Genomic DNA, 25,896 nt, shown 5'->3' on the forward strand with positions numbered 1-25,896 from the left:
AGGGCTTCTCATTTCGCTAACCGTACTTTTGGGTCTCATCCTCCTCAACGTCTACCTTCGCGTTCTGATTTTCCTCGAGGATCGCAGATCCAGGAAGGCTTCACCGCATAGCATGACGTCCGGCACCCGCCGGCTACCGGAACCGCATCGGCATGCCCCGCACCATGAACGACAGTAATGTACGGGGCGAACGCGTCTCGATGGTCAAAAGTGCGACGACACTGCGATGGACCACGCCCGGACGACCGCATTGTGATCGGCTAACGCCAAGCTCCCGTCGATATGGTCGGATCGATGAACGTCAAGGACACGCCAGGCTGCCCGTAGTCACGTAACGCACGCAATATTGCGAACCGTTCGCCCGGTTTTTGGCGGCAATACCGACGGCTCGGCTACCTGTGAAAATCGTTGCGCAATCATTGCCATTTACCAATGCTCGCGTCTCTCAAGCGGAGCGAATTTACGCTCTTTCTACGAAAATCGCGCTGAAACGACATCGCGCTTTTATGCCGCGCAGGCCTATCTCGATAACCGCATGACCATCCGATCCATGACCGATTTGGCGCTCAGAGGCTCTCGCGTGCCACAGGCCGCACCCTTTGCCGCGGCCGCCCGTGGTCTTTGATGTCTTGAATGGTCAGCATGAGGAATCATAATATGACAACGCCAGACGATCCGGAACCCGACCAAAGTGTCCCGGTATTGCGAGTAGGACAGGATTGTGCCGGCCATTGGCTGGTGCAGGATAATGGCGGCAAACTTGAGGGCCGCTTCGTTTCCCGCGCCGCCGCCGTGGGGTTTGCACGCAGCGAAGTCCACGGGTTCCCGGGCGCAACGATCGTGATGGTCGCGACGCCGCTAATACCCACAATCTCCTTCGCGCAGGTCCAGCCATGGGAAACAGCGCAACACTGTCGCAAGGCCGCCTGATTGTGCTCGCTTGCCTTTCACGCTGGATCGAGGACGCCGATCGATGACCTATGCCGCTGAACATACGATTGATGGACCTATGCTTAAGCGCCCTGTCGCTCGAAAGCTCAGCAGTGCGGCCACACGCCGCCCGGGCTGTCGCGACCCGCGCTGGCCCGAGGTTGCAGCTGCGCTCGCCGCGTTGCGCGCCGCCAAGCGCTGCAGTGTGCGGATCGTCGATGCCGAATGCGGGACCGGGACGCTGCTGCTCTGCGCCGCGCGCTTTGCCCGCGCGCTCGGATTCACCGCGATCGAAGCGCGAGGAGTCGACGATGCACCGGCGTTGCTCGATCGCGCCTGCGCGGCGGCAGCCCAGATGCACGATCCCGCGATCGGTATTACCTTCGAGCGGGGCGAGCCGATCGCCGCGCTTTGCGAGGAAAGCGAATTCCCGGCCGACATCGTGCTGTGGCACGGTTGCAAGGGCAAGGAACACGCAGATACAGAGCGCGCCGAACACGTGGCGGCTTGCGCCGGGCACGCTTTGATTGCGGATCACCAATGCGGCGTGCGGCGTCCGGCATGACGCACCGTGATCTTGCGTGGCGCGGCCTTGGTGTCGCGCTTGTCGTCGTAGCGGTTACCGCACGGATCGCCGACGGCGATGGCACGCACGCCGGGTTGAGCGTTGTCGCGTTCATCCTGACGCTCATCGGTCTCGCCCTGATCGTTCAAGGAAAGCGCGTCTCCGCGGCGCTGCGCGTCGAGCGGAGCCGGCATCGTATGCTCGCCCAAGCGATCCGCGACCGCCGCCGCAGGCGCTCCGGTGGCGGCCACGCCTGACCCGCCCGTCGGAAACGACGGAGCACCCTTTTTAACGGAATCATCATGTCTCTCCCCTTTGAATGTCGCGATGGCGTCCTCCACGCTGAAGATGTGCCGTTGCCCGCAATCGCAGCCGCGGTCGGCACTCCGGCCTATGTCTATTCGACGGCTGCGCTTCGCACCTCGGCGCGCGCGTTTCGCGCTGGCCTTGCGCCGGTTCCACGCAAGCATCTCGCCTTTGCGGTCAAGGCTAACCCGAACCTTGCGGTGCTCAGGCTCCTTGCCGAGGAAGGCTATGGCGCCGACATCGTTTCGGCGGGAGAGATGCTGCACGCGCTTGCCGCGGGGATGCCGGCAAGCAGCATCATCTTTTCGGGTGTCGGCAAATCCCGGCGCGAGCTGGCAGCGGCGCTCGATGCCGGGATCGGCCAATTCAATCTCGAGCTCGAGGAAGAAGGTGTCGTGCTTGCCGCGATGGCGGCCGCGCGGGGTCAGCGGGCATCTGCTGTCTTGCGGGTGAACCCCGATATCGACGCGGGGACGCATGCCAAGATCTCGACCGGCCGCAAACAGAACAAGTTCGGCGTGGCGATCGATGATGCGGTCGAGATCTATGCGCGCCTCGCCAGGCTCGACGGGCTCGCCCTGCGCGGTGTCGCCATCCATATCGGCAGCCAGCTGTTGGATCTGGATCCGCTTGAGCTGGCCTATTCGCGCGTTGGCAGTCTTGTGGCCGATCTGCGCGCGGCCGGCCACGCCATCACCCATGTCGATCTCGGCGGTGGGCTCGGCCTGTCCTACCGGCCTGGCGATGTTGTGCCGAGTCCCGCGGCCTATGGGACGATGGTGGCGCGAGCGACGCGCGACTGGAACGTGACGTTGATGTTCGAGCCGGGCCGCTTCGTCGCTGGCGAGGCTGGCGTCCTGCTCACAGAGGTGCTTTGGGTGAAACCTGGCGCGGTCGTCCCCTATGTGATCGTGGATGCCGCGATGAACGATCTCGCACGACCAGCGCTATACGATGCGTTCCATGATTTCGTCGCGGTCCACCCCACTGGAGCGCGCATGGTTGCCAATATCGCCGGCCCCGTCTGTGAGAGTGGAGATACCTTCGCGATGGGGCGCGACATCGACGCCGTATCGGCCGGCGACCTGGCGGTGTTCCGCACCGCGGGGGCTTATGGCGCGACGATGGCCTCGACCTACAATTGTCGCGCGCTGGTGCCCGAAGTGCTGATCGATGGGGGTCGCTTTGCGGTCGTGGCCGACCGGATCGCGCCCGAGGCGATGCTTGCCGCCCAGCATATCCCGCTCTGGATGACGCACGACGACGAATACGTGTCGGACCCCGTCTCACCGCGCAGGGCCGCCTGATGGCAACGCGACACTATACGTTCGCCACGCCCCGACCGCCCGGTCCTGCTACCTGCTCGGCGCGGACACGCATTGGGGGCCGCCTCTCCTTGCGTACGCCAGATCCAGCGAAACCTGATACCACGCAAGCGCCAGGGCAGTCCGACCGCTCCAATCCGCGAAACAGGTCCCAGTGATCGCGTACGCATGACGGTTGTCGCTTCCTGCCTCTACCAGAATGGCGTGCGCATTCGCGACATCGCCATCGACGAGCGCATCGATCGTGCAGACGATCGCTCGGAGTTCGTGTGGATCGGGTTATGCGATCCATGCGCCGAGGAGATCGCGATGCTCTCCGACCTGTACGGCCTGCATCCGCTCGCTGTCGAAGATGCGCTTCGGGATGGTCAGTTGCCCAAAGTCGATGTCTATGGCGACCAGCTCTTCGTGATCGCGCGCACCGCGCATCTCGACGACTTCGTGATCGACTACGGCCAGACGGCCGTCTTTGTCGGCCACAGCCATATAATCACCGTCCGCCAGGGTTCGGACCGGTCGCACCGCCCCTTGCGCGATCAGCTCGAGGCCGCGCCATCGTTGCTCGGCCAAGGGGTCGATTATGTCCTCCATGCGATTCTCGATTTCGTCGTCGACGGCTATCTGCCGATCGTCCGCGCGATCGAGGACGAGGTCATGGCTATGGAAACGCGGATCCTCGATACCTTCCTGGATCGCCAGCAGATCGCCCGGATCTTCGCGCTGCGCCGCGAACTGATCCGCTTCCAGCGCATTCTCGTCCCGATGGAGGAAGCGGCACGCAAGCTCGCGCGCACCGATCTTCCTTGCATCGACCCGGAAGCGAGGCCGTATTTCAGCGATGTGTTCGACCACGCACGGCGGGTTGAGACGATGGTCGACGGCTTGCGCGAAGTGCTGACCTCGGTGTTCGAATTCGGTAACCTGATCGAGCAACAGCGCACCGGTGCGATCACGCGCCAGCTCGCCGCCTGGGCGGCGATCCTCGCGGTGCCGACCGCGATCGCCGGCGTCTATGGGATGAATTTTGAGTTCATGCCCGAACTGCGCTGGCACTATGGCTATTTCGTGATCCTTGGCGCAATCTTCGTCATATGCGGCTTGCTCTATGTTCGGTTTCGCAAGCTCCGATGGCTGTAAGGATGAACGCGAAAGATCAACGCCGCAGCAGCTCATTGCCGATGGGATATGACCGCTGCCAGACTTTCGTTTCAGCCATTGGGGCCACATCATGGGTGCGACCTGGCACGGCGCCGATCCATTGCCCCGATCTCGGCCATTCACCAGATCGAACAATCGCAGGACCAATTCAATCTTAGCGATCATCAGCGTGTGCTAGGCCGTCTGGCGCAGCAGCGCTGGCCGCACGATGATGCACGCGACGAGATAGGGAAAAAGCGAAAGCGCTGACCACCCATCCGTACGTCATCGGTTATGTTTTCGTTCTGGTGCCTGGAAACTCTCGCTTGTGGTTGCGCGCGGCGATGCCTGGAGATGCGGGTGGGACGCGCGCGCCGGCGACGGGACCTGAGACCCAGCAATAGGCTTGCAATGCAGGCCAATAGCCAAAACAGCAAGATCGCGGCGACAGGCACGATGCTGATCATACCCGACCTTGGTCTGGCCGCAATGTTGGCACCCGGTACAGAACGGTCCGATAGGCCATCACGGTTGCAATGCCGATGCGGGACATGCCCATTTCCGACGCTCCGGCAAGTAAAGGGTCTATTGCTTCAGACGCGCTAAGTTCTGAAGTCGATCCCGTAACCGGGCTGTTTTGATGCGCGTTCATCGATTTTCGCGTGTTTCGTCGCCATGCACGTTGCGCCGGGTGCAGGGATCTGAAACCGGCTCGAACAACCTGCGGCCTTCAAGGACCAAGGCTGCACCGCCACAGCCGGAACAGACTGCGACTAGCGCCATGCATAACTCGAAAGCACTAGGCTGGGCGTCTGGATTGCCGCGGTTTGCAGGCAGGAAGAAAAGGCACAACGTCGCCAGCAGAAGCAAACCTGCTCCACCCATCCGAACCTTAAAGTCAAAATCTCGCAACGAACGCTGTTTCATTCTGTCCCCTGTCGAGGAACGACACTGACCGAAATCGACGTAAAAAATCCCGGCGGATTGAGTGCCGTTTTCGTAGGAAACTCGTAAATTCTGGCGCGGTCGCAGTGTTCGGCAGCGGCCATCGCTTTATGTCAGGATCGGGGCGGACCCGGCAGTATGACACGAGCCCCCCGGCCAGAGGTCTGCGGCCAGCACATCAGAGCGATCTAGACGAACGCTTTCTATCGACCGCAAGCTGCACAGCGCGACGGTCACGGATGGCCCACATGCCGGATAGGCGCGGTCGGCCAGCCCGACATCGATGAGCGCGAGCAGTAGACAAGGCTGACGAGCGAACCGCAGCCCGGCGCTGGGCACAAAGCCAGCAAATTGCGCAAGGGCAGCAACGATATAAAGACTGGTCGCCCAGCCATTCGTTTCCTGCATTCAATGTGGGGCCCTCGCGCGCTGGTCAGGGCGCCGTGCATCCCATACAACCGCATCTGCCGCTTATTGCCTGCGCGGAAGCCGTTGGTCAGCAGACGGGCAATTTAAGCCAATCGGATTGTGAATGAACGGAGGATTTCGGCGAATCGGAAAGGCGGCAAGAATGGCCGGGATTGGGTCGTATATGCTGTAACGGCGGCGCCTCCCGCTCAGCTTTCGTGAGCGCCCAGCAGAATGCGCAATCGCTCTGCGTCTGCGGCCGAGGCGGGATTATAGATAATCATTCCGAGTTCCGGCCTCCCTTCAACCGCGAACGACGAGAATTCCATGGCGAGCAGTCCTGCCTCAGGGTGATGGATGCGCTTTATCCCCTCACCGTGAGCGACCACGTCGTTGTCTTGCCACAGCGCCTCGAACTCGGGGCTGATGCGGGACAATTCCGTGACAAGTTCGGTGGCCGCCGCGCTGTTGTTGGCGCCCGCCCGCGCTACGTCTGCACGAAAGGCGCCGACGACGAAGCGCGCAACACCTTCCCAGTCTGCGTTTCGAGCGCGGACATGGTCGCTGCCGAACATCATGCGAAGGATGTTGCGCCCTTCACGCGGCAGCTTGGCATAGTCGGTCAGCAGCACCGCCGCCGCCCTGTTCCAGCCGACGACATCCCACATCGCGGTCTTGATGATCGCCGGGCTCAGCACCATTCCGTCAAGCACCCGCTGCAGCCGTGGGGAGATGCCGTCGACCGGCTGATAGCGCGCCTCTGGCGGACGGCCGAGGCCCAGCATGTAGATGTGCTCGCGCTCCGGATCGGTCGGCATCAGGCCCTTGGCGATACGGTCGAGCACGTCGGCTGACGGCGCGCCGCCGCGACCCTGTTCGAGCCAGGTGTACCAGGTCGGGCTGATGTTCGCCCGGGCAGCCACTTCCTCGCGGCGAAGCCCAGGGGTGCGCCGCCGACCGCCGCCAAACCCCAGGGCCAGCGGGTCGAGGCGCGTGCGGCGATCGCGGAGATAGGCCCCGAGCGGGTTGGGGAGCGGGTTGGGCGCTTCGCTGGCCATGATCGATCCTGTTAGGCGGTATACCATGATAACGTCACTACTTTAACACTCTTGAACCGGCTGCGATATGCCTTTCCGGCAAAGGAAGATTTCAAATGCGCGTGTTCCTTACTGGTGCGACCGGCTTCATCGGCTCGCACGTCGTTCCCGAACTCATCGCGCGCGGCCATCAGGTGCTCGGGCTCGCCCGTTCCGATGCCGGTGCGCGACACCTCGAAGCGGCCGGTGCAGGCGTCCATCGTGGCGAGCTGGAGCCGCCCGAGACACTCGTCAGCGGCGCCGCGGCGGCGGACGCGGTGATCCACTGCGCGTTCGACCACAATTTCGCGACGTTCTTCGAGAATGCCAAGAAGGACGAACGCGCCATCGCCGCGATGGGCGCGGCGCTGGAGAGGACCCAGAAACCGATCCTGATCACCTCTGGCGTCGGCATCGGCACGCCGCTGAACGGCGGCCCGGCGACCGAGGACGTGCTCAACCCGCGCCATGCCAACCCGCGCATCGCCACCGAACTCGCCGGCGCGGCGCTGATCGCGCGCAGGATCGACGTGCGCACTATCCGGCTGCCGCAAGTCCATGACACCACCAAGGCCGGCCCGATCACGCCGTTGGTCGCCGAAGCGCGCCGATCCGGGGCGGTGGCCTATGTCGGCGAGGGGCAGACGCGCTGGTCGGCGGCACATGTCAGCGATGTGGCGAAGCTGTACGTCCTGGCGCTGGAGAAGGGCGAACCGGGTGCGCGCTACAATGCGTCGGTCGAGGAGGGCGTCACCGCCCGCGCCATCGCCGAGGCGCTTGGAAAGGGGACCGGGCTGCCAGTCCGCTCAGTCGAAGCCGACGAAGTCGGGCGGTATTTTGGCTGGATGGCACCCTTCGCAACGCTCGACATGAGTGCGTCGAATGCTTGGACGCGCGCGCGGCTTGGGTGGGATCCGACGGCCCCCGATCTGCTCACTGACCTGGCCGCGATGGACTTTTCGCTGCCCGCCGAGGCCTGATCCTGCAATGATCGCTGGCAAGCGGAGTCATCGAGCAAGCGAGCAACGCATCACACGCGTGATGAAGGAGGAGGCGATGCCTTCTGGCGCAGGATCGAACAACCGGCGTTGCGAAACCGCTCGGATGCTCGGAATGTCGGCAAGTGAGCTTTTTCGTAGAGTCTGACACCGCTTGTATCTTTCCAAGCGGCAAGGTGATGCTGTCACTTGTTCGCGTCACGAAATCGCTTTCGCCGGCTCACGGTCAAGAGCCGACTCCATACCGATCAAGCCGGCCTGAAAAGGGTGACGCGGTCGACTTTTATGCCCTCTCTCGTCCAAGCCGCTCGCCACCCTGAGGCCATCCGCGCGCGCTTGCGACACAGCAGCCTCGTGGCGACGTGTTCCAGGCCATAGCCGAAGCGGGAAGCGCATCGTCGAGCCTGTAATCGCTCGGGGCGGAGGAGGTGGTGCTATTGCTGGGCAGTTTGGTGGCCCGCAACGGATTTTCATGCGTTGAAAACTTTCGAAGCCAGTTGGGGAAGATTGATGAATGGATAGCGTGACGATCGCCCGAGCGGTTTACGTCTTACAGCACGCGGGCGCCACAGTAGTGATCAGTCTGCCAGGGGCGTATGGTGATGGCTCTACGATCAGCTTGACGCCAAGTGCAGCAGCGGCATTTGTGGAAAATCCAAAGGATTTCGTTGCGGCACAGTTGGGCGTAACGCCAGACCAGCTTGAAGCTTGGCGCGAGTACCAGAGATCGCCGCGCTGCGCAGGGCGAACAAAAGTCGGCAACCTCTGCGCGAATCAGGTTTCGCCACACAGCGTGACAGGGCCGTACGAGTTCGCTGCGCTACACCGCGTGCAATATTGCCATGTTCACAAACAGTCTCTCGCCCGAATGTCATAATCTCTCCGCAGAAACCCATGTGTTGTGGCGTTTGGCGAGCTTTGCCGCACGCTTCTTTTCATGGCTGCCACTTTGCAATCCTTTCGATCGAAGTCCTTGGCAATCTGAATCGCCGCGGTTCCGGCTAATGCGCGTGCCTTCAGTTTCCGATCGAAGAGATCGAACAGCTTCTTCCAATGACGCTCGCTTGCGCTCTGATCGAATGTCGAAAACGATTTGAGGGCGAACCCGTGGTCGACATTCGGATATACCTCGATCCGGGCATCAACCTTGGCCTTGATCAAAGCCGCCGATAGAACAGGAACGTCTTGAATGGGCACGTAGCTGTCTCGCTCCGCCCACGCGAAATACAATTCCGCCCGATGGCGTAAGTCGGACGGCGAAAAAGAGTCGGGAGAGGCGGTTTCTGAATCTTACTGTTCCTTGGTAATCGGGCTGGGGGCTCCGGGCAAACGGGCTGCATAATAAGCTGCTACCGCGTCGATTTCCCCGTCTCCCAACCGATGGGTGATCGCAATCATAGGATTGCCGCCCACCTTCTTAGGTCGCGTGCGAAACTGGCGAAGCCGGTCGGCAAGATACAGTCTGTGCTGGCCGTCTATCATAGGAAATGCTTTCGCCGATGCTTTGGTGATGTCGTGACAGCCGGCGCATCCGCCCAGCCCGCGCGCCGGGATGCCCACCGTTGCGATCTGGCGCCCCCGCGTCAGTATGTCGGTGCCGGCCGTCGCGCTATCGGAGCGGTGATGCGGCTGCGCGTTGTAGTAGCTTGCGAGCTGACCGATCTGGCGAGCGTCGAGCTGTGTCGCTACCGGCTGCATGAAGCCGCTGTGCCGCTTTCCGCTAGCATAATCGGTGAGCGCCTTGCCGATATACTCGGGCCTCAGAATCGCGATATTGGGGATCGCGCCGCCGTCGCGTCCGGTACCGCCATCGGTGTGACAGCGCGAGCAGGTCTTTATCACATCACCGTCGATCGAGAACGTGTCAAAACCGATCGCGGGATGCGTGTAGCTGCTTTCCAGCGGCCATTCATCCGAATGCGCGAAGCTATAGGAACGTTTGAGGAAGGTGTCGCCAAGCGGGCCCACGCCGACCGAGTCCGACGTTTTCAAAGCGTCGCCGTAGGCAAGCGCGCGATATTGCGCGGTAGTCATCTTGGGCAGCGCACGCAGGAACGACACGATCGACCAAATCTCGTCGTCGCGGTCTTGCGCCGGATAGGCTGGCATGCCGCTATATTTGACACCATGCTTGACGATCCAGAACAGTTCGGGCGCGCTGAATGTCCCGACCTCGCGAACCAGATACTGCGGGCGCGGGCGCATCGACAACACGATCGGATTCTGGCCGAGCCCTGGCCCGCCATGACAATGGGCACAGGCGGTCCCGTAATATCCGGCGCCCTTGGCGATAAGTGCGGTACTCGCGAGGTCGGCCGGGGCCGCGATGCCAGCGGCGTGGTGCGCGGTTGAGCGCTGGAAGGCGTAATGCAACAGGCGTGCCCAGCCTTCTGGGTGCGGGGTTGAGGCGGCCAGGTTCGCAACGCCGGTCACCAAGACTAAGGATGCGAGCAGACCACTTATGGCACCGACGAGGAGAAAAGGTCCTATCCATTGCGTCAAGCGCAACGGGAAGAGCGTTGCTATCCAACGCGTTGAGATAACCGGCTTCGCCATCCTCGGCTCCGACTGTCGCTGCAGGAGTTATGACTCGTTGTGCGCGTAATGGTTCCTGCAACTTCCTGTTAATAAAACGCCTGGACCATTGACCCTGTATAAGGACACGCGAAGGCAGCCGTAGGGAACCGACATCCCGAATGGCGTATCTCTTAGCTGCCGAATGCCTCCACAGATATCGTGGCCCCGAGATTGACGATTGGCAAAATCTAGCAAGCGCAACGGAAGCTTGGAAAGGCCGCGTCTGGAAGCACCCCGTCCAGCTCAAACACCTTGGCGGCAATCGCGAAGGAGGGGCTGCTCGAGGCGTTCGTCAGCTTCGCCTGCAGATCTCCAATCTAGTGGAGCAAGTGTCAAAGCAGCAGGCCTCGCCTCCGCCGCTTCCGCTACGATCGCGCCGGCTTGATCACCGACATCGACGAGGCGTACGAATGACGCGAGAACCCGGGCGAGCCGCTCACTCCGCAGATCCAGGCGCTGACCGGCCTCACCGACGCCGATCTCGCCGGTCGGGGGATCGACGCCGAGGCCGCGAGCCGACTGCTGCGGTCGTCGAGCTTCGTGATGGCGCACGACAGCCGCTTCGACCGCGCCTGGGTCGAGGATCGGCTTGAAGACGCGCGCCAACTCGCCTGGACCTGTTCGATGGCGCAGGTCGACTGGAAGGCGCGCGGCTTCGACGGAAGGGTGCTTGGCTATCTCCTCGTCCAGGCGGGATTCTATCACTGCGGGCACCGGGCATCGGCTGATGTCGACACTCTGATCCAGCTGCTGCGCCACAGCGACGGGGCCGGTCGCACCGCCCTGGCCGAGATGATCGAGTGTTGATCGCGCGATAGCTGGATCGTGCGCGCCAGGGGCGCCGACTTCGGCGTCAAGGACCTGCTGCGCGAGCGTGGCTACCGCTGGGCTGACGGTGAGAAGAAGGTCTGGTGGTGGCGCGAGATCGAGGACGAACGTCTCGTCGAGGAGCAGTTCTGGCTCGACGGACACGTCTACGCGATGGACGCGAGGCCGAAGGCGATCGGCCCGGATCTCGAACGCGTCACACCGCGCACCCGCTTCCTATGAAGCGGCTACCGGCATTCACCGACGACGACCTACGAAGGGAGGGACGATGGACAAAGAAGCAGGGGCATGTGCGAACGGTTCTCCCGTCGCGCCCGTTGTGGCGGAATCGCGGCTTCTAGAGCCGCGGGACACGACGGCCGCGGCTATACAGGCGTATAATTGCCGCCTTCGTCCGCCCCTCTAGCGGCTTTCGATGGCTGGTACGCAGCCTTCGACATGTGAGGTTTGGAATGATCAAGACGTGCATTGGTGTGGCGATTGTCGCGGGTTTGTTTGCTACGGGCGCCGTTGCCGCTCAGACCGAAGGGACGGCTGCCCCAACGTCGACGGCGAAGCCGAAGAAGGAGAAGAAGGTCTGCCGGTCCGTGGAGGTGACGGGTTCGATCCTCGGACAGTCCGTCTGCCATACGGCGGCGGAATGGGCCGCCATGTCGGGTCGCGGTCAGCGCAACCAGGTTCCAGCGGACCTCGGATCCGGGGCTTCGGATGTCGGTGATGTAGGCAAACGCTGAGGCTCTCGTAGTTCGGGCGGGAGTTCGCCGCCATTCAGGATGGCGAATTCCCGACCCATCCGCCATCCCGCGGTCATCATCATCCCCTGCGGTCCGGCTGGATGGGTCCCACGTGACGAAAGTCGGCCGGCTCCGATCCATGTGTATAATTTTCGCTCTCCGATCCGCAGGCTACCTCGGTCGCGACACCGGACGCGCTCTTGTGGCCGGCAATGCGTAGGGGAATTTCGATGAAGATGCTCTCGGTCGTATCCGCTTTGGCACTCGCCGCCTCGTCCACGGCGGCGCTGGCGCAGACCAAGACGGCCGTCGTCCTGGTCCACGGCGCCTGGGAGACCGCAGGTGTTTGGGGACAGGTCGAGGCCGGCCTGAAGAAGGATGGCTATCGCGTACGCACGGTGAGCCTGCCGGGCCGACCGGGTAATCCCGCCGCACCTGACAAGGTGAACCTTGAGCTGTACCAGAAGGCCGTCTCGGCGGTGGTCAACCAGGAGAAGGGCAAGGTCGTCCTCGTCGGTCACAGCTTCGCTGGTTTCCCGATCTCCGCCGAAGCCGAAGCGGAGCCGAGCAAGATCAAGACACTGGTGTACGTCGCCGCCTATCTGCCGCAGGACGGGCAGTCCCTGCTCGGCCTGGCGACGACGGACGCGGGTAGCAAGGTCGGCCCGCTTCTCAAGATCGACAAGGAGCACGGCATCGCCCAGATCGCCTACGCGGGGCGCGGAGGTCTGTTCGCGAACGACGCGCCCTCCGAGGTCGGCGAGATGGTGGCCAAGGCAATCGTCGACGAACCGCTCGGACCGCTCGCCGAACCGGTCCATCTGACGGCGGCGCGGTTCGGGAGCGTGGACAAGGTCTACGTCCACACTGCGCGCGACCAGGTCGTCAGCCCCGGCCTACAGGCCCAGATGGTCAAGGCCACGCCGGTACGCTTAGAGACATCGATCGATAGTGGCCACACGCCATTCATCACGCATCCGGCGGAACTCGTCGCCGCCATCGAGCGGGTGGCGGGATAGAAACCGGGCGGGCTGCCGCGCGCAGCCCGCCTCGCCGTTCGGTCTGACCCCGACGCGCGCGCGCAACTCGGTGCTCACCGCACTTTCGAGTCGGCGCGGAATTTCGCTTGGTCGTGAGGGTTCCCCGTGGTCTTGTGCGATACGGGGGACCATTGCATGCCATCGCTGGATTTCGATGCCGAAAAGGCCGCGTTTCGCGACTATTACGATGATAGTGCGGTACACCTCGAACAGGCGAAGGGCGCGTTCTTGACGCTGCTCCGGTCGCTGCTCACCCATGGCCAGCATGGGCCGGTGACCTCTATCGGCCGGATCAAGGACCGCGAGGAATCGATCAAGAAGTTCGCGCGGAAATACCAGGGTGAGCTGGAGGAACGCGAACAGCCATACGAGATCCGTGACCACATCACCGACCTCATCGGCCTCCGGCTGATATGCCTTTACGAGGATCAGATCGAACGCATCGGAGCCATGGTCCGCGAGAATTTCGAAGTGGTGGGGGAGACCGACAAGACGGCGGAGGTCGAAGGCACCGAGGACGTGTTCGGGTACAAGGGACTCCACCTGGACCTGAAGCTGCGGCCGGATCGAGCCGCGATGCCGGGGTACGATCTTTACGCGTCCGATCGCTTCGAGCTGCAGATCCGGACCATAATGCAGGATTCCTGGAGCACGCTCGATCACGAGATACAGTACAAGAAGTCGATCCCGGCTCCCCTCCGGCGTCGGATAAACACGCTTGCGGCGTTGTTCGAGCTCGCGGATCGGGAATTTCGGCAGGTTCGGGACGAAACCCAGGTCGAGCTGCGGAAGGCCGCCGCCGAAGCCGAGATCCAGGCTGCAGGCGATAGCGGGGAGCATGCAGTCGGCGGCGTACCCGACGCCGATGTCGAACCAGGCCAGTTCGCGCCGCTGGATTCGTTCAGGCTGCTGCGGATCGCCCACCACTTCTTCAAGGACGTTGAGTTCGAGCCAAGGAAGATCGATGGCTTCACCGCGGAGGTGGTCAAGCGCGAGCCCGGCATCAGCCGTGGCAAGTTCAACAGGTACCTCGTGACGTGGATAGGCACGGTTCGCCGCTACAAGGCGCAGCTTCTGGCGGATGGGAAGACGGAGAAGTTCAACGCGTTCACCGAGATGCGACACGCGCTTTACGCTGCAAACCGTGATTCCTTCGCAACCATCCTGAACACCGTCGCCCGGAAAAACTTCGACGCTTGGTTGGCCTCCGACGTCGATCAACCCGCCGGCACCGAACGGGCGCCAGCACAGATTTCGCCGAAGGGAAGGGGGCCGCGTCGCCGTTGACGGCCGATCTGTCCGGCGAAAGAACCGGCGCCGCCCAGTCCGGCTGGAGCCGGGATACGCTACCGCTTCCCAGCTGCCCCGAGCCCACGATCGATCTCCGCGAGCAGCGTTTCATCGTCGAAGGGCTTCTGCAGGCACGCTATGGCGCCGAGACCGAGCGCCTGGCCGACGAGTTGCTCGTCCGCGTGGGCCGAGATCAGGATGACCGGGGCGACGTCGCCGCGCTCCTTTATCGTCTTCAGGAGCTCCAGGCCGCTCATGCCCGGCATGCCGAAGTCGGTGACGATCACATCGACACGCTCGCAGCGCGGCATCGCGAGGAAGGTCTCGGCGGAAGGGAACGGCATCGTCCGGAACCCGCAGGAGCGGATCAGGTTGTCGAGCGCTCCGCGCAGCGGCTCGTCATCGTCGATGATCGCGATTACCGCGGATTCGTCTGTTAATCGCATCGCACCCTCTTAGGGCGTTTCTCGGCTCCGAACACTATACATGGATGTGAAACGGACGAAGTCGCCGCGTTCCGATGGGGTGGGGTCTCCAGTGGATGAAGCATCACCGGGACGTCCTGTCTGCTGTCTTCAAGATCGTTGCATCTTTCATCCGAGGATCCTGCCTACTGCCGCCCGAGGCGCATTGGCCAGACCCGATGGAACCGAGTTGGGGGTTCTGCTGCGAGGTCGCGGTCGCCGGACCGTCGCAGCATGGCCGAAAGCTACCGGCCGCTCGCGCGAGCTGCCACCTGGGGGGACTTGCTAGTCGTCCGGCGCGGCCGCGCTTTGGGAGGCGGGACGCGGCCGGCACCGAACGAACTCCCCGGTGCTTTGCGCGGGGAGCCGGCGGTACGCGGGGAGGGGGTCGCGCACTGCCGCTATGGCTAGAAGTGTGGATCTCGGCAGAAGTCGAGTTCGTTTGTCTTACCTTGATGGCACTCGTGGCGGGCGAAGATGTTGCGGCTTCCAGAGGCGATCATGGTCATGTGCCTGTCCTTTTTGCTAAACCTGGCATCGCTGCGCGACGCTGGATCTCCCGGAAGTTCCCGGCTTGTCGTATGCCCTCGACGCTGAACACTCTGCTCGGAAGAGGCAATTATACGGTGGTGTACCTCGACGGCCTCGGCGGCAGAGGGCAGAACGCGGTATCGTCGCGACTTGTCGTGTGGACACGAAATGTCGATATGATCCGAATCTAGGGGCCGGAAGCCGAACACGTGAAGGCGCAGGCCCTTTCGCGGTTTGGGAAGGTCGGGGGAATCGTTTTGGACCGGACTTCGATCACCGTGCGCAAACCGGAACGGTCGAACCCCGGTTCCGCCGCCGGGGTTTCTGACCGCGCCGGCGCCTCCTGCGGATCCGGCATCGTAGGTGTCGCCGGCCTGACGGCCGCGCCATGAGCTTCGCTTCTCACGTCGCACGTTCGCGGTCCGACTATCGCCGCATCCTGCTGAGCTGCGTCGTGGTGGCCGCGGTCGTCTTCGCGATCGACGTGTGGGGCCGGCAGGTCTTCGCGGTAGGTGTCGGCTACGGCGTGGTGATCCTACTTGCGGCGAGGGCGCAGCGAAAGTCTTGGGTCCTAGCGGCGGCCGTCATCTGTGCGACGCTGGTCGTCATCGGCTATCTGACGGCACATGGGTTCGAGCGGCCCGGAGAGCCACTCGTCCGTTCGTGCGTCGGCATGACCGCGATCGTCTCGGTCGCCATCTTCGCGTGGAAGGGACTGACCGCTTCGGAGACGCTGCGGGGTTACACGACTGCGCTGGACCAGGCGCATGACATCGTCGTGGTGACCGATCTCGAAGGTGTGGTGATCTATTGGAACAAGGGCGCCACCGATCTCTATGGCTGGGATCCCGATCAGGCCTTGGGTCGGCTGGCAAGTGAGCTGATGACCACCGATGTCGCGTTGCCTTCCGTCGACCACCCAGAATTCGCGGACGACGGACTCTGGCAGGGGGAGATCGTCACCCGGTCGAGGGATGGCCGCAACTTGATCGTCCACTGCAGGTGCCTCCTGCTGCGCGACGACCGGCATAAGCCGACGGGTGTGCTCACGACTGCCAACGACATCACGGCGCGACACGAGGCGGACCTCGAGATCCGGCGCAGCGCGGCGCGCTCGCGGCACATCTTCCAGGCTACGGGGGTTTCGATCTGGGAGTGCGACTTCTCGGCCGTCAAGGTCCGTACCAGCGCCCTCTACCGGTCGGGGGTCACCGACATGCGTCGCTACATGATCGATAACCCGGGCTTCATTCGCGAGGCGATCGACCTCACCCGGGTCATCGATGTCAACGACGCTACGTTGGAGATGTTCGGTGCGGCCACCAAGCAGGACATAATCGGCCCGGTCAGTCGCGTGTGGCCCGTGGAGAGCGAAGGCAGCTTCGCCGATTCCATCTGCGCCGCGATCGCGAACGTGCCGAGGTTCGTCACCGAGGTGTCGCTGTGCAAGCTCGACGGAACCAAGCTCGACGTACTCTTCTCCACTGCGTTTCCACCGGAGTCCTCGGCGCGCGACAGCATCTTCGTCGCGGTCTCGGATCTGACCGCTCGCAACGAGGCCCAGGCGGCTCTGCAGGCGACGCAGGTGGATCTCGCCCATGCGACGCGCCTCACCGCCCTTGGAGAGCTGACTGCATCGATCGCCCATGAGGTGAACCAGCCGCTGGCGGGGATCCTATCGAACGCGCAGGCCAGCCTGCGGTGGATCAGGCGGCCCGAACCGCAGATCGACCAAGCGGTGCGCTCGCTCGAGGCCATCGTCGAGGAGACCCGACGTGCCGGGACGGTCATCCAGGGTATCCGCGCACTTGCGAAGAAGCAGGCACCGGTGGTTCAGTCGTTCGACATGTGCACGCTGGTGCGCGAGACGCTCGAACTGCTTCGGAACGAGATAAAGCGGCATGAGAGCGAGCTCTCGAGCGAGATCGCTGCGCGTTCGGTGTTCGTGGAAGCCGACCGGGTGCAGATCCAGCAGGTCATCATCAACCTCGTGATCAATGGACTCCAGGCGATGGAGGAGACGGGGGTGGGGGACCGCTGGCTCCGCGTCGAGTGCGTGCCGGCGGAAGGGCGCGCGCTGATATCCGTCAGCGATTGCGGCCCGGGGATCGCTCCCGACATCATCGGCAATCTCTTCACCGCGTTCGTGACGACCAAGTCCGATGGAATGGGCCTCGGTCTCTCCGTCTGCTCCTCGATCGTCGGCCGTCACGGTGGCAGGATCTGGGCCGACGATGCTCCCGGGGGCGGAGCCTGCATGCGGTTCAGCCTCCCAATTTTCGACTTGGAACCAACGACATGACGACTGCAGTCACCACACCCATCGTCCACGTGATCGATGACGATGACGCGCTTCGCGACGGTCTCTGCAATCTGCTGCAGTCCGCCGACATCGCTGCCGCGGGCTTCGCGTCCCCGCAGGAATTCCTGGACGCGTGGGTGCCCGAGGCCTGCGGGTGCCTCCTGCTGGACATCCGCTTCCCCGGGGGCAACGGCCTCGATCTCCAGGCGGAGTTGGAGCAGATCGGTATCCTGATGCCGGTCGTACTGATGACCGGCGAACCCGACGTGACGTCGTCGATACGCGGCCTCAAGGCCGGTGCCGTCGACTTCCTGGTCAAGCCCTTCGAGGACGAGCAGCTGTTCGAGAGCGTGCGCGCCGCGCTGGAGCGGGACCGTGCGCGCTACGAGGCCGAGACCGAGATGCGGGACTTGAATGAGCGATACGCGAGCCTGACGAGCCGGGAGCGCGAGGTCATGACGCTGGTTTGCAAGGGGCTGATGAACAAGCAGGTCGCGGGCCATCTCAACCTCAGCGAGATCACGGTAAAGGTCCACCGTGGCACCATGATGCGCAAGATGGGCGTGCGCACGCTGCCCGATCTGGTGCGTTCCGCATCGGCGCTAGCCGACGCCAGCCGCTGAGAACTGAGCGGCGAGGCTTCGACGCAGGCTAGCTGCTATACGAACGGATACTTGGTTTGAGTCCTCCAGCCCGCGATGGTCCGAGCTCAGACGCCAGTGCCGCCGGTCGGGACGATCTTGTCCCGCGCGGCGTTCCGGCGATCCGGAGACCGCTCAAGTGACCATTACCGGAAGCATGTTCATCGGTGGCCAGGCCGTGAATGGGAGAGGCGGTAGCCTGTCCGCGATCGACCCGAACACAGGGCACCCGCTGCAGCCGATCTTCGGCGGCGCGACGCCCTCGGACCTCGAATCGGCCTGCGCCCTGGCGTCGGATGTATTCGACGACTTTCGCGAGACGGCTCCCGCCATCCGCGCGGCGCTGCTCGACGCTATCGCCGAGCGCGTCGAGGCTCTGGGCGACGCGCTCGTCGACCGATGCGTCCTCGAGACCGGCCTGCCCCAGAACCGTCTGGAGGGAGAGCGCATGCGAACCATCCGTCAGCTCAGGATGTTCGCGGACGTTGTGCGCGACGGCGGCTATGTCGGCGCCCGCGTGGATCTGGCCCTTCCACAGCGCCAGCCGCCGCGCGTCGACATTCGGATGCGCAACATACCGCTGGGCCCGGTCGCCGTCTTCGGCGCCTCGAACTTCCCGCTGGCCTTCTCGGTTGCCGGCGGCGACACGGCATCGGCCCTCGCGGCGGGCGCGCCCGTTGTTGCGAAGGCCCATCCCGCGCACCCCGGAACGTCGGAGATGATGGGGCGTGCGGTCAATGAGGCCGTCGCGCAGGTGGGACTTCCAGCGGGCGTGTTCTCGCTCATCTTCGATAGCGGCCTCGACATCGGACGCGAGCTCGTCGCGGATCCGCGGATGAAGGCGGTGGCGTTCACGGGATCCAGGCGTGGCGGAATGGCGCTGTTGGCGATCGCGCAGGGGCGGCCCGAGCCGATACCGGTCTATGCCGAGATGAGTTCGGTCAATCCGGTCATCCTCCTTCCGGGGGCGCTCGAGGAGCGGGCCGAACAGATCGCCGCGGAATTCATTGAATCCCTCACGCTCGGCGGGGGGCAGCTCTGCACGAACGCGGGCTTGATCATCGCGGTCGAAAGTCCGGCGCTCGAGCGATTCCTCCTGGCCTCGGCGAAGCTACTCATGCCGACGTCCGCGGCGACGATGCTGACGGCGGACATTCACGAGGCGTACGAGGCGGGCGTCGAGAGGATGGCCGCGCACCCGGCCGTGACGACGCTCGCTCGCGGTCTGCGCGGGCACTTCAACCAGGGCCGGGCCGGCCTCTTCAGCACGACACCGGCGGACTTCCTGGCTTCGGAGGAGCTGCAGGGCGAAATCTTCGGCGCTGCCGCCCTCGTGGTGAAGTGCCCGGATGAGGCGTCGATTGTCGAGGTGATGACCAGGCTGGAAGGCCAGCTGACGGCGACCATGCAGATCGGCGGGGAGGATGTTGAGGCTGCCGCGCGCCTGCTTCCGCTATTGGAGCGCAAGGCCGGTCGCATCATCGTCAACGGCTTCCCGACGGGGGTCGAGGTCGGACACGCAATGGTCCACGGCGGGCCGTTCCCATCGACCTCCGACAGCCGGTGGACGTCGGTCGGGAGTCTCGCGATCGCCCGATTCCTTCGGCCGGTGAGTTACCAGGGAATGCCGGATGCGTTGCTTCCAGCCGCGCTGAAGGATGCTAACCCCGACGGAGTGCCAAGGATGGTCGACGGCGGGTGAGCTGGCTGAGTGCCTCCATTTGCCGTTGCATATTTTCTTCCCCAGGACACTGATCCGTGCGCCGCTTGGATACAGACATGACCGATCCCATCGCAGTAGTAGGGCACTATGATCGCAAAGGCCTGACCGGAAGCGTGTCTAAGGCGCTGGCCGACCTGGGTCTGGACGAGGGCCGCATCACTTCCGAGGATCTGGCAGCGCTTGACCAGTTCCACTCCCGCGGCCTGATCGCGACGATCGATCTGGCAAAGGCGGTGGCCCCCGCCGCCGGCGACGTGGTGCTCGACATCGGCTCCGGTCTCGGCGGACCGTCCCGCTACCTCGCGGATGCGTTCGGCTGCAGCGTCGAAGGCGTCGACCTCAGCCCGTCCTACGTGGAGGTCGCTGGCTACCTCGCGGAGCGCATGGGGCTGTCCGACCGGGTTCGCTACCAGGTCGGCAATGCGCTTTCGCTCCCTTTCGCCGACGGCAGCTTCGACATCGTGTGGACCCAGCACGTCGCGATGAACATCTCCGACCGCCCGGGGCTGTACCGTGAGGTGGCGCGCGTTCTCAAACCCGGGGGGCGGTTCGCGAGCTACGATGTGGTCGCCGGGGAGGTGAGCCCGATCCACTTCCCCGTGCCATGGTCTGCTGGCCCGGACACCAGTTTTCTGCTTACCAAGCAGCAATTCAGGGATGTCGTTATCGATCAGGGGTTCGCGGTCCAATCCTGGATCGACCGCACCGAAGAAAGCATTGCCTGGTCGTTGGCGCGGGCCGCCTCCGCGATGAACTCGCCTGTCAAATCGATGCTTGGCCTATCCCTTGCCATGGGCCCCGATTTCTCCGTCATGAGTCGGAACCTGCTCTACAACCTGGAGGAACGTCGGGCCGCGATCCTGGAGGCGGTGCTGCTTCGACGCTGAGCGTTGCGGCTGGAAGCTGGCTGATGCCGGTCTTAAGAGGCCACGCGCCTCGCGTACATCATCGGACTGGTCGACCGCACGCCAGAACCCGCGTGAAATGGTCTCTCTTCGATGCCGGTGATCCGCGTCCGCTGCGTATCGCGTCCGACGATCGGCTTGCGGATAATCGGACCCAGACTAATCCTTGTGACGCGCCTTGAGGACATCGTCGGCGATGTCGCCGCTTCGACGAAGCGCCTCCAGCTCCTCTTCGGTCTTGCCTTCGATGCCTGCGATCTCATCGCGAGCCCCCTTCATCGCGAATACCAGTTCGTCGATCTTCATGTGGAGCGCGCGTTCGTTCAGCCGCTGCTGGTTAAGCACCATCTGCGTGAGCGTGATGGCTAGGACCGACAGGACGAGCGTCAGCGTGTTTTCGGCGGCCGTACCGCCGACGATGAACCATGCCGCGCAGCAACGGCTACCGTGAAGATCGCAAATGGGTGGCCGGCGAGATTGGCCCCCAATGCGGACACCTTGCACCCGAAATTGTACAGGGTCTTCGACATTTCGGTCTCCTCGGTGCCGCCTTGGCCGTGCGGGATCTCCAGGCGATCGGCCTTGATCCCTGAGTCGGGACGAGCGGGGTAGGTGGCGGCGCGCGGCGAAGCCGCGCGTCGCCACCGCGCTTAGGTCACTTGCCGGTGGACACGTTGCCCTTGAAGTCGAGCCCGACATGGACGGTGTTTCCGCCCTTCTTCGCGGTACCGCGCCACACCCCGTGCTGGTCCTTCGTCAGAGCCGACACGTCGGTGAAGCCGGACTTGGCGATGTGTTCACGCGCCTGGGCCTGTGTGAACGAGTTGGCGCCCCGCCGCGAACCGCCATCGTCTATGGTATGGGCGGTCTTGATCGCGGCGTTGTTCTTTGCCGGCGCGGTCTGAGCGAACGCGGGCGTCGCCAGGATGGCAGCCCCGAGCAGCATTGCTGTGGTGATACGCATGTGCAGTCCTTCTTTTTGGTTCAGACGCGGTCGTAGCGCGCGCGCTCTGTGGCGATGTCGCTGTCGGTGTAGGCGGGAGCCGCTTCGTCGAAGTTGCTCCAGCCCTGCGTCTCGTATGCGTTGCGACGTTCAGCGACGTTCACCGTCCGATCGTCTGCGAGGATGTTGCGCGCCGTCGACACCAGAGGCTCGTTCACTTTGGCGGTGACGAGCGTACCGCCACGGCGGACGCCCTCGGCATAGACATGCGCGTCGTTCTCGGGGACGCCGGCGTGGGTCAGCGCACCGATGAGGCCACCCGTCGCGCCGCCGATCAAGCCGCCGCCGACCGCTCCGGCTGCGGTCGCCGCCAGCCATCCGGCTGCCACGACCGGACCGATACCGGGGATGGCAAGCAGGCCGAGCCCGGCAAGCAGACCACCGACGCCGCCGACGGTGGCGCCGATCCCGGCGCCCTTGCCCGCATCCTCGGCGGCGGGGTCCGCGACATCGCCTACACGCTCCTTGCCCACGTGCTCGCCCTTGTCATGACCGACGATGCTGATGTCGCGGTGCGCGACTCCTGCCGCCTCCAGATCCTGCACTGCGCGGCGGGCGTCGTCGTAATGGTCGAATAGGCCGGTGATTGTCTGTGTCATGGTGCTTCTCTCCTATGTCCGGGCGACAGCCGCCCGGATCGTCATTTCGTTTGAAGACGGATATTCAGCGGGCAGTGCCCCGGACCACCAGGTGATACAGGACCAGAACGACGATCGCGCCGATGACCGCGACGACGAGGCTGTAGATGTTCAGCCCCGTGACACCTGCCGCGCCGAGGGTGTTGAACAGGAAGCCGCTGACAACAGCGCCGACGACGCCGAGCACGATGTCGAGCAGCACGCCCTCGCCACTCTTGTTCACGATCTTGCTACCGATGAAGCCGGCGACGAGACCCAGGATGATCCATGCGAGAATGGACATTGACCTTCTCCTCTCAGACCGGACGCGTCGTCCGGATGATCGAGAAGTTAGGGGAGCGGACGGGTGCACCAAAGATGCGGAGGCACCCGTTCTATGGGTGCCTCTGTATCAATTCGTCTGTTTAGATCGCGGTATCGAGTCCGAGTTGATGCCCCCGGTCGCGTGCCCAGATGACTGCCTCCGCACGATTGTGGACACCGATCTTGGCGTAGAGCCGCGCCACGTGGTTGCGCACCGTGTTGCGCTTTAGCGACAGCGCGTCCGCGATCGCGTCGTCGGTCTTGCCACGGGTGATCAGTGCCAGCACCTCGCGTTCGCGCGGGGTGAGCTCCACGGAGGGCCCTGATGGACCAGGCTTCGGTTGCCCGCCGCGCAGCGCTGCCATCCTGTCCATAATCTTCTGGCTGAGCCAGCTCGAGTCCTGCATTGCGCCCTCGATCGCTGCGATCAGATCGAGTTCGGTTCGCTTGCGTTCGCTTATGTCTTGGAACGCGGCGAGGATGCAGTACTGGCCGTTGATGCTGACGGTATCGGCGGATGCGAGACAGGTGACGAGCGTGCCGGTGCGCGTCTTCACCTGCAATTCGTAGCCGCGGAACGAACCGCTCTCCGACACCTTCTTCTCGATCTCCCGCCTAGTCCCCGAACTCTCGAACAATTCGATCTCAGCGGGCTTGCGCCCGACTACGCTGTCGTGCCCCCAGTCGGTCAGTTCGAGGAACGCGTGGTTGACGTTGAGGATGCGGTGTCCGTCGAGGCTGGTCAGCAGCATCGGCACCGGCGCGAGGCGGAATGCAGTGGCGAAGCGCTCCTCGCTCTGGCGCAGTGCCATCTCGGCGCGTCGGCGTGGCTCGAGGTCGGCAAAAGTGAAGATCATGCACGGCTCGTTGTTGGGCATCTCGGCCGGATGCCCGGCTAGAAGCACGAGCTTACTGTTGTCGTTGGGCAGCGGCAGGTCCGCCTCCATCTGCGGTATCGTATCGCCCTGCGACAGGCGGACCTTTGCCTTATCGCGCTCGGCCGCCTGCCCGAGAATGTCGAACTCGTAGATCGAACGCCCGACGATCTGGTCGCGCTCCCAGCCCGAGAGTTCCAGGAAACCCTCGTTGACGCGGACATAGCGCAGGTCGGCCAGTCGGACGATGAGCGCGGGGGCGGGGTTGGCGTTGAACATGCTCTCGAAGCGCTCCTCCGCCTCGAACGCCTCGGTCGCGTCGCAGATGATGAGCACCAGGCAATCCGCTTCGCCATCGCGGTCAAGGACGAAGCCGCGCTCGCGATGCACCCAGTCGGGGTCGGGTTCGGCCTGACCGGCCCTGCGCACTTCAAGCACCACATCCTCGAAGGATTCCCCGCGACACAGCCGGTCCATGGGATAAGCGGTCTTGGGAAGCGGCTGGCCGTCGCGCAGCTGCAGGTCGAAACGGTCCTGGTAGTCCTTCACGGTGGCGCCGAGCTCGGCCACTTCCGCGCAGCCGTGCATGGTCAGCGCAGCGTTGTTGGCCCAGGTTATGCGGCCATCGGGCTCGATCAGCACAACGCCGTCGCTAAGTCCCTCGACGATGCGATGGAGCTGCTCCCTATCAGGCTGTTCGTCGGCATCTGCAGCGCCCGCTTTCGCCTTAGCCATCGTCACCGCTCCCTCGACTGTCACCGGCGGACCTGACCGGATGACCCGCCTTGAACGCGGTAGAACACCTCAGCGACTTGATAGTTCGGCGACCGCTTTTCGATGATCGGTTGGCACTGCTCCGCGCGACGGCCACGCGGCATCGGTGCGTCGAACTTGTTTCAGCGCGAGGCGAAAAACGACTGCGTTGCGAACATGTCCATCTGCTCAGCACGATCAACGACGAGGACGGGCAGGTCGTGCCATTCACGCCAGGATCTTCAGATAGTCATCGCGGCTCGTGGGCGGGCCGGATCCTTTTCAACACGCGGTTGCCTCAGGACTGCTTGCGACAGAACCGCGTGCTGTTGTTGCAATGCCGAGCTGGTAACGTTGTGGGCGGTTCATGGCCCAGGCTCTATGACGAAGGCCAATCTAGAGGGATGACGAAATGATAATGGATGGCGCCAAGCTGCGTGTATTGGTGATCGCGGTCGCGGTCGGAACACTGTCGGCGAGCGCTTCGGCGAGTGTCGACCGGAGTTCACCACCCGGCGGCGTCTATCGTTTAAAGCCGGGCATCTACGTTGCCAAGGGCACGGCGTGCGGCGACGCTCCGAACGCGGCGATCCGGAAGTACGATGGAGTCGGCATCAGTGACGCGCACACGCATGCCTGCCGTGCGAGGATCCTCAGCCGTCGCGGCAGCAGTTACGTCGTGAAACAGTCGTGCGTCGATGCCGGCGTCGGCTCCGCGCCTCGCGTCGTCGAGCGGCAGACGATCGACATCCAGGATGCGTTGACGTTCTCGGTGGCGACGAAGGGACCGAAGACCGCCTATCGCTACTGCCCTGTCTACTCGCTTCCGAAGGGCGTCCGTTGATCAACCGCCACTCCAGCGCCGCCGTGATCGCTGCGGCCTCCCTTTTGAGCCTCTCAGCGTGCGCGGGCCGCGACGGTGCGCCGAGGACGGAGGTCGCACCGGTCGCCGCGGAGACTATCTCCTATGAGGTCGGCCCATGCTTCGGCTTCTGTCCCGTCTACAATGCCGCGATCACCTCCCATGGACAGGTGACGTTCGATGGCCTCCGCCACACGGCGACGCTCGGCCGGAAGTCGCTGACGCTCGACGCCGCGGCCTATCGGGCCTTCGCCACGCAGCTGGCCTCCTATCGCCCGGCGGCTGGCACCACTGCTGAGACCGCCTGCACGACGCGCATCAGCGACCAGCAGCACTATAGGATCGTTTGGACCACGTCGGATGGCACGGTTACGACGCTGGAGCATGATCGCGGATGCCGATCGGAACGCAACGACGCCTTGAACGCGGTCCTGCAGGGAGCGGCCGAGCACCTCAAGATCGATGAGTTCGCTCGGCAGCTGACACGGCCCGGCTTCTCCCGCGGGTGAGGGCAGGCCATTCCTGAATCAGCCGTTTCGTTCGGTTCAGTTGGATCCGACAATACCGAACCAGACTGAGATTCTTCGACGGTTGAACAGACGGGTACGTCCGGGAAGGAAGTCCAGAAGCCGTTTTCGAGCCGCCGGGCAATCCCACCGAGCCTTGGTCAGTTTGCCAGGCGCGCGTCCGGTCACCTAGCGAAATTCAGCTCAAATACCTATGTCATAAAAGGTATC

At 63.7% G+C, this 25,896-nt stretch carries 28 protein-coding genes; 17 read left to right on the plus strand and 11 right to left on the minus strand.

The annotated features are described in order from the left end of the window. The first annotated feature begins 346 nt into the window (after positions 1–346). From EAH76_RS15015 to EAH76_RS15025, 3 genes are all read left to right on the plus strand, one after another. On the plus strand, positions 347–625 hold the full coding sequence (locus EAH76_RS15015; RefSeq protein ID WP_140851094.1) for a hypothetical protein: 279 nt from the start codon (positions 347–349) through the stop codon (positions 623–625). A 32-nt stretch (positions 626–657) separates the two neighbouring features. Then, positions 658–930, plus strand: a complete 273-nt coding sequence (locus EAH76_RS15020; RefSeq protein WP_140851095.1) for a DUF3088 domain-containing protein — start codon at positions 658–660, stop codon at positions 928–930. A 79-nt stretch (positions 931–1,009) separates the two neighbouring features. Further along, complete coding sequence (locus EAH76_RS15025; RefSeq protein WP_140851096.1) at positions 1,010–1,495, plus strand: SAM-dependent methyltransferase; 486 nt, start codon at positions 1,010–1,012, stop codon at positions 1,493–1,495. Here the strand turns inward: EAH76_RS15025 and EAH76_RS23970 are convergent. Further along, positions 1,465–1,836: a hypothetical protein gene (locus EAH76_RS23970; RefSeq protein ID WP_162559941.1), complete on the minus strand. Its 372-nt coding sequence runs from the start codon at positions 1,834–1,836 to the stop codon at positions 1,465–1,467. The genes EAH76_RS15025 and EAH76_RS23970 overlap by 31 nt on opposite strands. Here EAH76_RS23970 and lysA point away from each other — a divergent pair. Together lysA and EAH76_RS15040 are read left to right on the plus strand one after the other, a co-directional pair. After that, complete coding sequence (lysA, locus tag EAH76_RS15035; protein ID WP_140851098.1) at positions 1,798–3,108, plus strand: diaminopimelate decarboxylase; 1,311 nt, start codon at positions 1,798–1,800, stop codon at positions 3,106–3,108. The two genes, EAH76_RS23970 and lysA, sit on opposite strands and share 39 nt — an antisense overlap. 186 nt (positions 3,109–3,294) lie before the next feature. Next, entirely contained in the window at positions 3,295–4,263 is a 969-nt protein-coding gene (locus EAH76_RS15040; RefSeq protein WP_140851099.1) for a magnesium and cobalt transport protein CorA, read from the plus strand. A 648-nt stretch (positions 4,264–4,911) separates the two neighbouring features. On the opposite strand, the gene EAH76_RS15045 is transcribed toward EAH76_RS15040, so the two are convergent. Then, positions 4,912–5,190: a hypothetical protein gene (locus tag EAH76_RS15045; protein ID WP_140851100.1), complete on the minus strand. Its 279-nt coding sequence runs from the start codon at positions 5,188–5,190 to the stop codon at positions 4,912–4,914. A gap of 635 nt (positions 5,191–5,825) precedes the next feature. Next, positions 5,826–6,674 (minus strand): helix-turn-helix transcriptional regulator, encoded by an 849-nt coding sequence (locus tag EAH76_RS15050; protein WP_140851101.1) that lies wholly within the window; start codon positions 6,672–6,674, stop codon positions 5,826–5,828. Positions 6,675–6,769: 95 nt separating this feature from the next. Here EAH76_RS15050 and EAH76_RS15055 point away from each other — a divergent pair, with 95 nt between their 5' ends. After that, positions 6,770–7,672: an SDR family oxidoreductase gene (locus tag EAH76_RS15055; RefSeq protein WP_140851102.1), complete on the plus strand. Its 903-nt coding sequence runs from the start codon at positions 6,770–6,772 to the stop codon at positions 7,670–7,672. A gap of 864 nt (positions 7,673–8,536) precedes the next feature. On the opposite strand, the gene EAH76_RS15060 is transcribed toward EAH76_RS15055, so the two are convergent. Both EAH76_RS15060 and EAH76_RS15065 read right to left on the minus strand, forming a co-directional pair. Beyond that, entirely contained in the window at positions 8,537–8,920 is a 384-nt protein-coding gene (locus EAH76_RS15060; protein WP_140851103.1) for a dienelactone hydrolase family protein, read from the minus strand. A 60-nt stretch (positions 8,921–8,980) separates the two neighbouring features. Continuing rightward, on the minus strand, positions 8,981–10,246 hold the full coding sequence (locus tag EAH76_RS15065) for a c-type cytochrome (protein WP_140851104.1): 1,266 nt from the start codon (positions 10,244–10,246) through the stop codon (positions 8,981–8,983). 564 nt (positions 10,247–10,810) lie between these two features. On the opposite strand from EAH76_RS15065, the gene EAH76_RS15070 reads away from it, so the two are divergent. The 5 genes from EAH76_RS15070 (at position 10,811) to EAH76_RS15090 (ending at position 14,156) form a co-directional block, all read left to right on the plus strand. After that, the gene (locus EAH76_RS15070; RefSeq protein ID WP_140851105.1) at positions 10,811–11,074 is read left to right on the plus strand and encodes a hypothetical protein; all 264 of its coding nucleotides are present in this window, start codon (positions 10,811–10,813) and stop codon (positions 11,072–11,074) included. Between the two features lie 18 nt (positions 11,075–11,092). After that, positions 11,093–11,317 carry a hypothetical protein gene (locus EAH76_RS15075; protein ID WP_140851106.1) on the plus strand — a complete coding sequence of 75 codons (225 nt, stop codon included), beginning with the start codon at positions 11,093–11,095 and terminating at the stop codon, positions 11,315–11,317. Positions 11,318–11,547: 230 nt separating this feature from the next. Beyond that, positions 11,548–11,829, plus strand: coding sequence for a hypothetical protein (locus tag EAH76_RS15080; RefSeq protein ID WP_140851107.1), 282 nt, complete (start codon positions 11,548–11,550; stop codon positions 11,827–11,829). A 230-nt stretch (positions 11,830–12,059) separates the two neighbouring features. Next, positions 12,060–12,848: an alpha/beta fold hydrolase gene (locus EAH76_RS15085; RefSeq protein WP_140851108.1), complete on the plus strand. Its 789-nt coding sequence runs from the start codon at positions 12,060–12,062 to the stop codon at positions 12,846–12,848. 156 nt (positions 12,849–13,004) lie between these two features. Next, positions 13,005–14,156 (plus strand): GTP pyrophosphokinase, encoded by a 1,152-nt coding sequence (locus EAH76_RS15090; RefSeq protein WP_140851109.1) that lies wholly within the window; start codon positions 13,005–13,007, stop codon positions 14,154–14,156. Positions 14,157–14,215: 59 nt separating this feature from the next. Here EAH76_RS15090 and EAH76_RS15095 read toward each other — a convergent pair whose 3' ends face one another. After that, entirely contained in the window at positions 14,216–14,605 is a 390-nt protein-coding gene (locus EAH76_RS15095; RefSeq protein ID WP_140851110.1) for a response regulator transcription factor, read from the minus strand. Positions 14,606–15,542: 937 nt separating this feature from the next. On the opposite strand from EAH76_RS15095, the gene EAH76_RS15100 reads away from it, so the two are divergent. From EAH76_RS15100 to EAH76_RS15115, 4 genes are all read left to right on the plus strand, one after another. Next, positions 15,543–17,456 carry a sensor histidine kinase gene (locus tag EAH76_RS15100; RefSeq protein WP_140851111.1) on the plus strand — a complete coding sequence of 638 codons (1,914 nt, stop codon included), beginning with the start codon at positions 15,543–15,545 and terminating at the stop codon, positions 17,454–17,456. Then, complete coding sequence (locus tag EAH76_RS15105; RefSeq protein WP_140851112.1) at positions 17,453–18,079, plus strand: response regulator transcription factor; 627 nt, start codon at positions 17,453–17,455, stop codon at positions 18,077–18,079. The genes EAH76_RS15100 and EAH76_RS15105 overlap by 4 nt, the downstream gene beginning before the upstream one ends. 175 nt (positions 18,080–18,254) lie before the next feature. After that, positions 18,255–19,799, plus strand: coding sequence for an aldehyde dehydrogenase (NADP(+)) (locus EAH76_RS15110; RefSeq protein WP_206667894.1), 1,545 nt, complete (start codon positions 18,255–18,257; stop codon positions 19,797–19,799). Between the two features lie 77 nt (positions 19,800–19,876). Further along, positions 19,877–20,707 (plus strand): class I SAM-dependent methyltransferase, encoded by an 831-nt coding sequence (locus EAH76_RS15115; RefSeq protein WP_140851114.1) that lies wholly within the window; start codon positions 19,877–19,879, stop codon positions 20,705–20,707. A 177-nt stretch (positions 20,708–20,884) separates the two neighbouring features. Here EAH76_RS15115 and EAH76_RS23975 read toward each other — a convergent pair whose 3' ends face one another. The 5 genes from EAH76_RS23975 to EAH76_RS15140 all read right to left on the minus strand — a co-directional run bounded on the left by EAH76_RS23975 (position 20,885) and on the right by EAH76_RS15140 (position 24,279). Then, positions 20,885–21,229, minus strand: coding sequence for a low affinity iron permease family protein (locus EAH76_RS23975; protein ID WP_161989051.1), 345 nt, complete (start codon positions 21,227–21,229; stop codon positions 20,885–20,887). A 151-nt stretch (positions 21,230–21,380) separates the two neighbouring features. Further along, positions 21,381–21,689 (minus strand): hypothetical protein, encoded by a 309-nt coding sequence (locus EAH76_RS15125; protein WP_140851116.1) that lies wholly within the window; start codon positions 21,687–21,689, stop codon positions 21,381–21,383. A 20-nt stretch (positions 21,690–21,709) separates the two neighbouring features. After that, positions 21,710–22,327, minus strand: coding sequence for a general stress protein (locus EAH76_RS15130; RefSeq protein ID WP_140851117.1), 618 nt, complete (start codon positions 22,325–22,327; stop codon positions 21,710–21,712). 64 nt (positions 22,328–22,391) lie between these two features. Continuing rightward, on the minus strand, positions 22,392–22,649 hold the full coding sequence (locus EAH76_RS15135) for a GlsB/YeaQ/YmgE family stress response membrane protein (RefSeq protein ID WP_140851118.1): 258 nt from the start codon (positions 22,647–22,649) through the stop codon (positions 22,392–22,394). A gap of 121 nt (positions 22,650–22,770) precedes the next feature. Next, positions 22,771–24,279, minus strand: a complete 1,509-nt coding sequence (locus EAH76_RS15140) for a PAS domain S-box protein (RefSeq protein WP_140851119.1) — start codon at positions 24,277–24,279, stop codon at positions 22,771–22,773. A gap of 436 nt (positions 24,280–24,715) precedes the next feature. On the opposite strand from EAH76_RS15140, the gene EAH76_RS15145 reads away from it, so the two are divergent. Continuing rightward, positions 24,716–25,141: a hypothetical protein gene (locus tag EAH76_RS15145; RefSeq protein WP_140851120.1), complete on the plus strand. Its 426-nt coding sequence runs from the start codon at positions 24,716–24,718 to the stop codon at positions 25,139–25,141. Beyond that, entirely contained in the window at positions 25,138–25,668 is a 531-nt protein-coding gene (locus EAH76_RS15150) for a DUF6438 domain-containing protein (RefSeq protein WP_140851121.1), read from the plus strand. The genes EAH76_RS15145 and EAH76_RS15150 overlap by 4 nt, the downstream gene beginning before the upstream one ends. Positions 25,669–25,896 lie beyond the last annotated feature (228 nt).

This window comes from Sphingomonas glacialis, from assembly GCF_006439055.1.
Lineage (GTDB): Bacteria > Pseudomonadota > Alphaproteobacteria > Sphingomonadales > Sphingomonadaceae > Sphingomonas > Sphingomonas glacialis_A.